An 11,888-nucleotide genomic window follows, 5' to 3' on the forward strand; every position below is an offset into this window, starting at 1 on the left:
TTTTGTTTTTTTGTTAAAATTTTTAATAAAATATTTATATTTTTAATTTTTCGTAAAGGGATACATTAACATTGCTACCATCATCTTAAAATCAGACCTTTAATTGCGTATAATTTTCAAAAAATTAATCCTAGTACTTATTATAGCTTTTATAGTATAATAATTCTAGTAATATTTTGACGGAGGGGAATATTTTGAATAAAGTTTTTTTTCATACTTGTATACTAATTTTTATAGCGATGATTGCTTCTAGTATTGGTGCATTCCTCATTTCATCTCAATTTTTGTTGAACTTTGTCAACATTTTGTTTTATATTGCACTGTTTTTTATTCTTATCGGCGGTTTTTTATACATATTTCAAAATGGTTTTTTCAATGTAACCATTTACGCATTCCAAAGAGTATTTGGTACGAACAAAAAGATTGACTCTTTAATTGAAGAAGTCGAGGAACCTACAGATAAGAAAGAACGTATTTATAAAACATATTCATTCAAATGGACATATCCAATTTGTATTACAGGTATCTTCCTTGGGTTGTTCTCGACCCTCATTAGCTTTACTATTTTGATGTAGTTTGCAAACACTATCCCATATGATATAATAATCAGCAAAACATTTTGTTATAAAACTTTAGTTCTTTCATATTAAAAGAGCTCAAGTAACAATAAATAAATTTATATGTATGCGATGATAAAGAAGAGTACATATTGAGGCAATTTCAGAGAGCTTGTGGTTGGTGTGAACAAGTAATTGTACAGTATGGAATGGGCTTTTGAGCACCAAACCGAACCGAAAGTAGTAGGCTTTGGCGTTATATCCTAACGTTATTATGGATTAGAGAGATTTCACAGTAGTGAAATAATTAGGGTGGTACCGCGGTCCATTCGTCCCTATAGTTTTTGGGATGAATGGGCTTTTTTGTTTGCCTTCTCTTCCCCCCATCACGCATTCAATTTTAGGAGGAATTACTTATGTCAGTTATCTTTTCTGGTATTCAGCCAAGTGGAACGATTACACTTGGAAACTATTTAGGCGCAATGAAGCAGTTTACAGAGCTTCAAAATGAACACGACTGTTATTTCTGTATTGTAAACCAACATGCGATTACAGTACCTCAAGATCCCGTCGGACTTCGTAAAAACATCCGCAGTCTTGCTGCACTTTATGTAGCATGCGGCATCGATCCTGAAAAAGCTACTTTATTTGTACAATCAGAAGTACCAGCACACGCTCAATTAGGATGGATCATGCAATCTGTTGCTTACGTTGGAGAATTAGAACGTATGACGCAATATAAAGATAAAGCTTCGGGTAGAGATTCAGTTCCAGCTGGATTACTTACGTATCCACCATTAATGGCTGCTGATATTTTACTTTACAACACTGAAATCGTACCAGTTGGTGATGACCAAAAGCAACATATGGAATTAACACGCGACCTAGCAGAGCGTTTCAACAAACGCTTCCGTGAAGTGTTCACAATTCCTGAAATTCGTATTCCAAAAGTAGGCGCTCGCGTTATGTCATTAACAGAACCTACGAAGAAAATGAGTAAATCTGATCCGAATCCAAAATCAATGATCAGTATGCTTGATGAACCAAAAACAATTGAAAAGAAAATTAAGAGTGCTGTTACTGACTCTGAAGGTATTGTGAAATTTGATAAAGAAAACAAACCTGGTATCTCTAACTTATTAACAATCTACTCTTCATTCTCTGGAAAAACAGTTGAAGAAATTGAAGCAATGTACGAAGGAAAAGGATACGGCGACTTCAAAGGCGACCTAGCGCAAGTAGTCGTAGAAGCAATTCGTCCAATCCAAGACAAATATAACGAACTAATCAACTCACCAGAACTAGACGAAATTCTAGACAAAGGTGCAGAAAAAGCAAACCGCGTTGCATTCAAACAACTACGCAAAGTAGAAAACGCAATGGGGTTAAGCAGAAAACGTAGGTAACATATAAAGTGGAAGCGGCTCGTTCAGCTCTGACTGGCTAAGGTTCTTTCGCATAAAAGGAGCTTTTTTCCTTCTTATGCAGAAGGTTCTTAGACACGAAGAGCTTGCCGCTGGAGCTGGATTACATATAAAGCGGAAGCGGCTCGTTTAGAATGCGAGGGGGATGGAGCTCCTGACGTAGAGGCGCTTTTTGCCTCGCAGGAAGGCGCGAAGCCACCGAACATTCTTGCCGCTGGAGCTGGATTACTACAAAATTAAAAAACCGCCAATTGGCGGTTTTTTAATTTACCTTTTGCTCATTTTCCATTTCCCATAACTTTTCAAAAAATGGCTGTCCTTTTACGAGACGCTCGCATAATTGTTCATGCTTATCAGACCAGCCTGTTTTCGCTTCATCATACAGCTTAACCCAAATATCTTCAAATTCCATATGTTGAACCATTCCATATGCTGATGGATCCCACTCTGTGAACCAATAGCGAATTTCTGCTGTATTTTTCGTTGTATGTAATTGATCTAACGCCATAAATAATAATTGTTTTAGCTGTCTTTCTTTACGAGTCAAGCCATTCATAATGAAAGGCGATGGTGATAAAATGTGATGTTCTTTTTCTGTTTCTTCTACTTGGAACTCATACTTTTCTGCTTGTACGTTTTCTACCATCTCATATACCATCTGCTCTTGGCGTGGTATAAGTCTGCTTTTGCGAATTGGTACATTGTAGCCAATTGTGTCAATCGCAATAATTCCTTTTCCATCTGTAACAACAAAGCAATACTCTTGCTGCAAACGTTCATGATTTTTACGAATATAAGCCTTATGATGTACGTCTTCCAGCATTTTTTGCGGAAGCTCTAACAATTCGTTCTCGATGTAATGATATAATGTGGCATCTACTTTTAATAATGGCACTTGATCTAATAGCTCAATCGTATCATCTTTCCGCCATTCGTAAAAATGACAAACGTTATACCCATTTTCTTCACCTTCAAACCAATTTACCCATACATCATGTAGATATAACATTCACTACCCCTCACTTCACTACTGTTTGTACCAATCATTATGTTCATTTTTGCTTAACTTTATTCCACTTGAGGAAATATATTCTAATTATTATTTTTTCTTCTATTAATACTAAAAAAACAGGAAATAGAACTCCTGTTTTTTTATATATGAAATGTACTTGCTTTATTCAATATTTCTTTTGCATCTATAGATAATAAAGAAAGTGTATCTTCTCCTTCCAAAGTTACACAATCTTTGACAATATGAAATCCAAGCGCATAGCCAAGCATCTTCGGATAAGAGTGAAAGCCATTTAATAAGATGTCATGTTCCCTTGTTCCTCGTTTTATACTTATTCTTTCATGTACAATATTTTTCCAATAATAAATAGCCTCTTCCTTTGAAAGATACGCCGTCCACGGTGCATTGTTTTTTTCTGTATACCTTTCTGTTACTGCTTGTTCAGCTAGCCCTTCCATAATCATCGTATCAAGTAATGTATATTCTGTTTCTTTCGTCTCAATTTGATGTAACCTGCATATGTGATGATATTCATGCGCTAATAACACTTTTAATTCTTCTACCGAATTCCGTCCACATACGAATAAGAAAATAACATGACGCATAGATAATCCAGCCCTACCGTTATACTCTTCTTGTACAGTTCGATTATAGGAATCTGATAATAAAATAAAGACAGGGACATCTGGACCTTTTAACCAGTTTTTCAGTTTATCATACTCCAGGCTCAATTCTTTCCAAATTTCCTTTTCCTCTAATTCTTTAATTTCCTTTTCTCCGCGCATGATCGGGCGATACATCCCTTTTGAAATTAAAAAGCGATACAACCTTTCTTTTGGCAACGGAATATACTTCGTAAATTTCTCACAAAGTTTTTCTGGCCGCCCATAATATAAATGTAGCCATTCAGCTGTTTCAACAATCCCCATCTTTATCCCTCCTTTTTCTTATGTATATGCTACAGGAGAAAAAGGCGTAAAAATAAATAAGGAGTTTTTTCGCAATATATTGCGAAAAAACTCCTTATTTTATCTATTATTTATACGATTTAAATACTAATACTGCGTTATGACCACCGAATCCTAATGAATTACTTAACACCGCGTTTACTTCTTGGTGTCTCGCTTGATTCGGTACGTAATCTAAGTCACATTCTGGATCTGGTGTCTCATAGTTAATTGTTGGCGGAATTACTCCGTCTGTAATTGATTTAATAGAGAAAATCGCTTCAACAGCACCAGCTGCTCCTAATAAGTGACCTGTCATTGATTTCGTTGAGCTAATCGCTACTTTATACGCGTGCTCACCGAAAGTTTCTTTAATTGCCATCGTTTCATATTTTTCATTCGCATCCGTACTTGTACCATGCGCATTAATGTAATCAATATCTTCTGGCTGTAGGCCTGCATCAGCTAAAGCTTGACGCATTGCACGCACTCCGCCTTCACCACCAGGAGCAGGCATTGTAATATGGAACGCATCTCCAGTTGCACCATAACCAGCAATTTCCGCGTAAATGTGAGCACCACGCGCTAATGCGTGCTCTAATTCTTCAAGAATTAGAATACCTGAGCCTTCACCCATTACAAAACCGCTACGATTTTTATCAAATGGACGGCAAGCCGTTGCTGGGTCTTCATTAAATGTTAATGCTTTCGCTGAGCTAAATCCTGCGAATGCCATACTTGTTAGCGGTGCTTCTGCTCCGCCTGTAATCATTGCATCAGCATCACCACGCTGAATTGCTTTAAATGCATCACCAATTGAGTTTGCACCAGATGCACAAGCCGTTACAGAACAAGTGTTAATTCCTTTTGCTCCTGTTGCGATTGATACTTGACCTGCTGCCATATCCGGAATCATCATCGGTACGAAGAATGGGCTCACGCGGCGTGGGCCTTTCTCAGTAAAAATCTTAAATTGTTCTTCGTATGTTTCCATACCGCCAATACCTGATCCAATCCATACACCAATTCGAGGTCCGTTTTCTTCTGTAATTTCAAGCTTTGCATCTGCAACTGCCATTTTGGCTGCTGCTACTGCATATTGTGTAAAGCGGTCCATACGGCGCGCTTCTTTTTTATCAATATATTTCTCGACTTCAAAGTCGTTAATTTCCGCTGCTACTTTTGCTGGAAATAGTTCTGGATCAATTCTTGTAAGTCGCCCGATTCCAGATACACCCTTTTTAATGTTTTCCCATGCTGTTTCAACATCTGTTCCGACCGGTGTAACAGCTCCTAGTCCTGTAATTACGACCCTCTTTTTTTCCATACAAAATACACTCCTTTTTTTCTCTCAGTCCTTATTTACCCCAACGAAGAGCGACTGCTCCCCATGTTAATCCGCCACCAAAACCAACAAGTATAATTAAATCACCATCTTGAATACGTCCATTTTGCAATTCCTCTACCATTGCAATTGGAATTGAAGAAGCTGATGTATTACCAAACTTTTCAATTGTCATACTCATTTTTTCTTGTGGTAAATTTAATCTCTCTCTTGCAGATTCCATAATACGAATATTCGCTTGATGCGGTACTAAGAAATCCACATCCTCTTTTGTAAGACCAGCCTTATCTAAAACGCGAAGACAAGATTCACCAAGTTGACGAACGGCAAATTTAAAGACTTCTCTGCCATTCATCATAACATACTCGTCTTGATATAGATGCTTACCGCCGCTTCCGTCTGCTCCTAATTCGAAAGATAGAACGCCTCTTCCTTCTGAAACTGCTCCCATTACGATAGCACCGGCTCCGTCTCCAAATAATACCGCTGTATTTCGATCATTCCAGTCTACAATTTTAGATAGCTTATCACTACCAACTACTAATACGTTTTTATAAGTCCCCGTTTTAATAAATTGCTGCGCTGTAATCATTCCGTACATAAAGCCAGCGCATGCTGCACCTACATCCATTGCAGCTGCATGTTTCGCTCCAATCGCTTCTTGAATGACACAAGCTACTGCTGGAAACGCACGATCTGGTGTTACTGTCGCCACTAAAATAAGATCGATATCTTCTCCGCTAACCCCTGCATCTTCAAGTGCTTTTTTTGCAGCCTCTACGGCCATATATGAAGTATCTATTGTATCATCGGCAATGCGTCTTTCTGCAATTCCCGTTCTCGTACGAATCCATTCATCGGATGTATCCATTATTTTTTCTAAATCGTGATTTGTGACTACTTTTTCTGGCACATATCTTCCGATCCCTAAAATGCCCACGTTCACATCGCAGCCCTCCGTTTTATATCAATTATTATGACTTGGTACTAATTTTAAAACATAAATGTATTTTTGTCTAGAATATATTTCGCATAAAACAGAAAGCTAACGCATTATCCACTTTATTTTTCATTAAAAGAAACAGAATCATACCTTTTCGTGTTTCATTCCAAATAAAAAGGCCCGAACCGCTTCTACTCACGATTCGAGCCTCCCCTCCATCAAAAAAGAAGGATTTTATTCTTTATCTGCTTTCCCAAGCTCATAAGCCTCGTTCATAACTTTCATTAACAACTCTAACACCGGCTGTGCCTTCTCCATATCAAGTGCAATTCCATTATCATCTAAAATTGCCTTTGCTTCCGGTAAATGCTTCATTGCGATTTGTAAAAACTGCATGCTTTTTTCGTTCATATTATACTCTTCCTCTCCATTAAAACTTTCACATACAATAGTGTAACACGCGTACTACCCTTCGTATAACTCTTTATATTTTTTCATGTGTGCCAGTTGCTTATTTAAACCGTATTCTAACGGAGTATTTCTTTTTATTGAAATTACTTCGATAGCCTCATCTCTTACTTCGTTATTATTTTTATTTACTTTATCATCCGCGCGTAAAAGATTCATACCTTTTTCCCATAATGACTGTTTACCACTAAGTAAATTGTATATACCAAGATGCGCCCCGTTCGTTCCATGTTCCCATAAGTATTCACATACATCTTCAACGTAAAGTAAATCATTCCCCTTTTCCTCAATCGTACAACGCCACTCTTTTTCAACTAATTCTGATAAAATAAGCTGATGAAACATCATAAAGGACGGTTGCCACGGTCCATATAATGTTGGAACTCGAAATACACTATATTGTAAATTCCCTTTTTTCAATCCTTCTTCTACTTTCAAAAATAGGCGCTTATTTTCGGATTCATCTGTACTGCCTACTTCAATAGAAGAAATTAAATTTAACTTCACTTTTTGTTCTTCACACATTCTTATAATTCGCTTTAAATATTGTAATATGACTCTTTCATTCCGAAATCCACTTTGCTGATTTGGCTCATATAAGCAAAAATAAACAGTATCGAATCTCTCTTCCTCAACCGATCTCCATCCATCTTCATCTCTTATCGAATAATACGTAAATAACGCATTTCGCCCAATTAATAATAACTTCTCTTCATTAATTTTGGTCATACTATCGAATTCATCAAAATCAAGACCATAGACTTCCACTTCTTCTGCAATCATTTTATTTACAAGGTGATAACCTACAAACGTAAGTGCACCTATTATCAGCACGCGTTCCATACCACCAACCCTTTCCCTCTGAAACAAATAGCTCCTCATTTATGTATATGGGAGCTTCATAATTCTTCTTCATATTTTTTAAAGAAATCAGTCGTTTGCCTAACCATTTTATATTTCACATCTTGCAGATGGAACAAGACAGAAGTATCACATTGATTTAGTTGCCTCATTTTCTCATATCTACGCAACTGCTGTTTTCTTCCTCTTTTTTCTTGTGTTGATACGAAAATTTTAACAGGTACACAAGATGGAAGAAGCGTAAATGATTTCTTATTTATTTTTGATTCTAATTCTTCTTCTTTGGCATCATACGCCAAACTTAATTCCTTCACGAGTCTCTTGTAAAAAAATTTATGCTCTTTCTCAAAACTTACATATTCCGGTAAATCTAAACACGGATTTAGCATAACAACAGAACGAATACATTCAGGATATTTGTTCATCATTTCAAGTGCTACAAGCGCTCCCATACCATCTGCCATAATGTGCATTTTCGCATTTAACGTCTCTTTTCTCAAAACAACATCATATAAACGTTTTGCCAGACGAACAGATTGATCGTTTCCCCAATGTCTTCCGTATAAATTAGAGGAAAAGACCGTGTAGCCTTGTTCAATAAGACCATGTAAAAAATAAGATTTACCCGCATGTTGTGTCCATAAACTTGTACCATTCTCAATAAAGTAGTTATAATCACCGAGGAGCATAACAGAAAATCCATTTGGCTTCTCCGGTAAATAAATGACACATGGTTCTTTTTCTAAGTAAAAAAAACGTTCCGTAATACTCATTTTTCCCCCGCCTTATTTTCTAAACATATAAAAGTACTCTTTTATAATGTATGAACGGAATGCAAATTTGCGTTGAAAAATCTACAAATATTTTTCTATATTCTTTTTTCAATTGTGTTACAATAAGGACAGATTGAACGAATAGAGGTGTAAAATATGCGTTTCATTTGGGCATTAATTTGGTCGTTCTTACTTGTACATATGATGAGCTATGTAATCGGCTCTATGACTGGCGGTACATACGACTTTAACCAAGCGTCTATTTTCTCAGTTGTTCTTGCTGTGTTAGTACTAGCAATTTCAGCTGCAATTCCAAACGAGCCAGTAGAACAACACTAAAAAAAGAGTCCGGATTTTATCCGAACTCTTTTTTATTTTTATTTCACATGAACGACTAATTCGTTATTTTCTACATCAACAACTACGTGACTATTGTCAGTAATTGTTCCTGCAATTAATTCTCGTGCTAATTTCGTTTCCACTTGACGCTGTACGTATCGTTTTAATGGACGAGCTCCGTACATTGGGTCGAAACCAGCTTCCACAACAAATTCTTTTGCTGCATCTGTTAATTCTACTGTAATGTGACGGTCAGCTAGACGACCTTGTAGTTCTTTTACAATTTTATCAACAATGCTTTTAATTTCATTCGTTGTAAGAGGTTTGAATAAAATAATTTCATCAACACGGTTTAAAAATTCAGGGCGGAAATGTCCTCTTAATTGCCCCATTACAAGGTCTCTTGATTCCTCTTTAATCGAACCATCTTCTTCTAATCCATCTAGTAAATGAGCAGATCCGATATTTGAAGTCATAATAATAACTGTATTTTTAAAATCCACTGTACGACCTTGCGAATCTGTAATGCGTCCATCATCTAACATTTGTAATAAAATGTTGAATACTTCTGGATGTGCTTTTTCAATTTCATCTAATAAAACAACGGAATATGGTTTACGTCTTACCGCTTCTGTTAATTGACCGCCTTCCTCATATCCTACATATCCAGGAGGTGCACCAATTAAGCGTGACACTGCGTGTTTCTCCATATACTCAGACATGTCAATGCGAATCATTTGCTCTTCACTATCAAATAAAGACTGGGCTAACGTTTTTGCAAGTTCTGTTTTACCAACACCTGTTGGTCCTAAGAAGATGAAAGAACCAATCGGGCGGTTCGGATCTTTAATACCAGCGCGAGCACGAAGAACTGCGTCTGACACTAGGCTTACTGCTTCCTCTTGTCCGATAACACGCTCTGATAAGATTTGCTCTAAGCGTAATAATTTCTCGCGTTCACCTTCCACGAGTTTCGCAACAGGAATACCAGTCCAGCGTGAAACAATATCTGCAATTTCTTCTTCACTTACTTCCTCACGTAATAACCGATTTTCTTGTTTATTATGCCCGCCCATTTCTTCCGCTTCTTTTAACTCTTTTTCAATTGCTGGAATTTTTCCGTGACGAAGTTCGGCTGCTTTATTTAAATCGTAATTACCTTCTGCTTCTTCTAATTCACGACGCAGACGTTCTAAATGTTCACGTAAGTCACGAACTTTGTGAATTTCTTCTTTTTCTTTCTCCCATTTCGCTCTCATACCACTTGCAACTTCTTTTAAATCCGATAATTCACGTTGCAATGTTTTTAGACGCTCTTGGCTACCACGATCCGTTTCTTTTCCAAGAGCCGCTTCTTCAATTTCCAGCTGCATAATGCGGCGCGTTACTTCATCTAATTCTGTTGGCATAGAATCGATTTCTGTACGAATTGTTGCACACGCTTCATCAACAAGGTCAATTGCTTTATCAGGTAAGAATCGATCTGAAATATATCGATCTGATAAAACTGACGCTGCTACAATCGCACGGTCATGAATATTTACACCGTGATAAATTTCAAAGCGTTCTTTTAATCCACGTAAAATTGAAATTGTATCTTCAACAGTTGGTTCTTCTGCTAATACTTGTTGGAAACGTCTTTCTAGCGCTGGATCTTTCTCAATATATTTGCGATATTCATCGAGCGTCGTCGCCCCGATACAATGCAGTTCACCACGCGCAAGCATCGGTTTTAACATATTTCCTGCATCCATGGCTCCTTCTGTTTTACCAGCTCCAACTATTGTATGAAGTTCATCAATGAATAATAAAATGCGTCCTTCACTCTTTTTAATTTCATTTAATACAGCTTGCAGACGCTCTTCGAACTCACCACGGAATTTCGCACCAGCTACGAGTGCACTCATATCTAACGCAAAAATCGTTCTATCTTTCAATCCTTCAGGTACATCCTTTTTCACAATACGCTGTGCTAGCCCTTCAACGATTGCTGTTTTACCAACACCTGGCTCCCCAATTAAAACCGGATTGTTTTTCGTTTTACGTGAAAGAATACGAATTACACGTCGTATTTCACTATCACGGCCGATTACAGGATCAATTTTCCCTGCTCTCACTTCCGCCACTAAATCACGACCATATTTTTCTAACGCTTCATAAGTTGCTTCTGGATTTTGACTCGTCACTCTTTGATTCCCCCGAACTGTCATTAAAGACTGTAATAAGTTATCTTTCGTAATATGCAATCTTGTAAATAATTGATTTATATCGCCTTTTTCTTCAGAAAAAGCAAGCAACACATGTTCTACTGAAATGTAATCATCCTGCAGTTTTTCTGCTTCTTTCCCTGCTCTTACAAGCAGTTGTTGCAGAGCGCTCGTTACATACAATTTTCCAACTTCTGCACCGCTCCCCGTTACAGAAGGTTTCTTTTTAATTAAACTTTCAGCACCTTGCTTTAATGCTTCTATATCAACATTCATTTTTTGAAATATACGTACTGCTAATCCATCTTGCTCTTCTAATAATGCAAGTAATAGATGAACAGTATCCACCTCTTGGTGATGATGAGATACCGCTAAAGATTGGGCACTCATAATCGCCTCTTGTGTTTTTGTTGTCATTTGATTTAAGTCCATCTTTACAGCCCTCCAAAAGTTTGACTTTCTTTGACCTTTGATTTGATTATACGCCAACTGACTTTTTTATACAATAATTTTGCCTATGTATTTTCAAACTTATTATTTGAAAAAGAAAAAGAGAGCATTCATTATACTGCTAAAAATACGGTAAATGAAATTACAATGTGTAACGACAAAAAAGCCGCAATAATGATTGCGGCTTCTGTTACGGTTTTCTTTTATATGTCCACTGGCGGTTATGATTCGTGTTATCCGGAAACTTTTCACCGGCAGTTAATTTCACCATTTGCGGATCTTTCACCATACTTCCCGTTTCACCAATTTCTACGTAAATGCCATCATTCGGCGCTTTTTGTCCAGAACGAAACCTGCGATTTTGTCCCATCTTCATTCTCCTTCCATGACGTCTTGCCTCATTAGTATATCCATTTTAAAAGAAAGCTTTTCTGTCATGTTTAGGAAACAGTACTACATCTCATTCTTGTACATATATATGAATGACACAAGCGTAAGCAGGGATTTCTTTCCTACTTGTAGAAAAAAAAAGAAACCAACCTACTCTAGGCTAGTTTCAAAG

General features: G+C 37.1%; 12 protein-coding genes and 1 other annotated feature. Of the genes, 3 read left to right on the top strand and 9 right to left on the bottom strand.

What is annotated here, in order from left to right; all coding sequences use genetic code 11:
* Positions 1–194 precede the first annotated feature (194 nt).
* Positions 195–575, top strand: coding sequence for a DUF3899 domain-containing protein (locus ES895_RS10445; RefSeq protein WP_001044997.1), 381 nt, complete (start codon positions 195–197; stop codon positions 573–575).
* 105 nt (positions 576–680) lie between these two features.
* Positions 681–897: a binding site (T-box leader), on the top strand.
* 76 nt (positions 898–973) lie between these two features.
* A complete protein-coding gene (gene trpS / locus ES895_RS10450; protein WP_000110985.1) occupies positions 974–1,963 on the top strand; it encodes a tryptophan--tRNA ligase in 990 nt (329 codons plus the stop codon).
* 280 nt (positions 1,964–2,243) lie between these two features.
* On the opposite strand, the gene ES895_RS10455 is transcribed toward trpS, so the two are convergent.
* The 7 genes from ES895_RS10455 to ES895_RS10485 form a co-directional block, all read right to left on the bottom strand.
* A complete protein-coding gene (locus ES895_RS10455) occupies positions 2,244–2,990 on the bottom strand; it encodes a YjbA family protein (RefSeq protein WP_000966128.1) in 747 nt (248 codons plus the stop codon).
* Positions 2,991–3,133: 143 nt separating this feature from the next.
* A complete protein-coding gene (locus tag ES895_RS10460) occupies positions 3,134–3,922 on the bottom strand; it encodes a DUF2268 domain-containing putative Zn-dependent protease (RefSeq protein ID WP_000513275.1) in 789 nt (262 codons plus the stop codon).
* 106 nt (positions 3,923–4,028) lie between these two features.
* On the bottom strand, positions 4,029–5,267 hold the full coding sequence (gene fabF / locus ES895_RS10465; RefSeq protein ID WP_000412656.1) for a beta-ketoacyl-ACP synthase II: 1,239 nt from the start codon (positions 5,265–5,267) through the stop codon (positions 4,029–4,031).
* Between the two features lie 31 nt (positions 5,268–5,298).
* Complete coding sequence (gene fabH / locus ES895_RS10470) at positions 5,299–6,231, bottom strand: beta-ketoacyl-ACP synthase III (RefSeq protein ID WP_001100532.1); 933 nt, start codon at positions 6,229–6,231, stop codon at positions 5,299–5,301.
* Between the two features lie 231 nt (positions 6,232–6,462).
* Positions 6,463–6,639, bottom strand: a complete 177-nt coding sequence (locus tag ES895_RS10475) for a ComZ family protein (protein ID WP_001986215.1) — start codon at positions 6,637–6,639, stop codon at positions 6,463–6,465.
* 54 nt (positions 6,640–6,693) lie between these two features.
* The gene (locus tag ES895_RS10480; RefSeq protein ID WP_002102826.1) at positions 6,694–7,566 is read right to left on the bottom strand and encodes an NAD-dependent epimerase/dehydratase family protein; all 873 of its coding nucleotides are present in this window, start codon (positions 7,564–7,566) and stop codon (positions 6,694–6,696) included.
* 29 nt (positions 7,567–7,595) lie between these two features.
* Entirely contained in the window at positions 7,596–8,330 is a 735-nt protein-coding gene (locus tag ES895_RS10485) for a lipase family protein (RefSeq protein ID WP_000028691.1), read from the bottom strand.
* A gap of 156 nt (positions 8,331–8,486) precedes the next feature.
* On the opposite strand from ES895_RS10485, the gene ES895_RS10490 reads away from it, so the two are divergent.
* A complete protein-coding gene (locus ES895_RS10490; RefSeq protein ID WP_001211116.1) occupies positions 8,487–8,669 on the top strand; it encodes a YjzD family protein in 183 nt (60 codons plus the stop codon).
* A gap of 38 nt (positions 8,670–8,707) precedes the next feature.
* Here ES895_RS10490 and clpB read toward each other — a convergent pair whose 3' ends face one another.
* Positions 8,708–11,308, bottom strand: coding sequence for an ATP-dependent chaperone ClpB (gene clpB, locus ES895_RS10495; protein WP_098330260.1), 2,601 nt, complete (start codon positions 11,306–11,308; stop codon positions 8,708–8,710).
* A gap of 208 nt (positions 11,309–11,516) precedes the next feature.
* Positions 11,517–11,696 (bottom strand): YjzC family protein, encoded by a 180-nt coding sequence (locus tag ES895_RS10500; RefSeq protein ID WP_000531421.1) that lies wholly within the window; start codon positions 11,694–11,696, stop codon positions 11,517–11,519.
* Between the last annotated feature and the right edge of the window lie 192 nt (positions 11,697–11,888).

The organism is Bacillus sp. 007/AIA-02/001 (assembly GCF_004634455.1).
GTDB classification, from domain to species: Bacteria; Bacillota; Bacilli; order Bacillales; family Bacillaceae_G; genus Bacillus_A; species Bacillus_A cereus.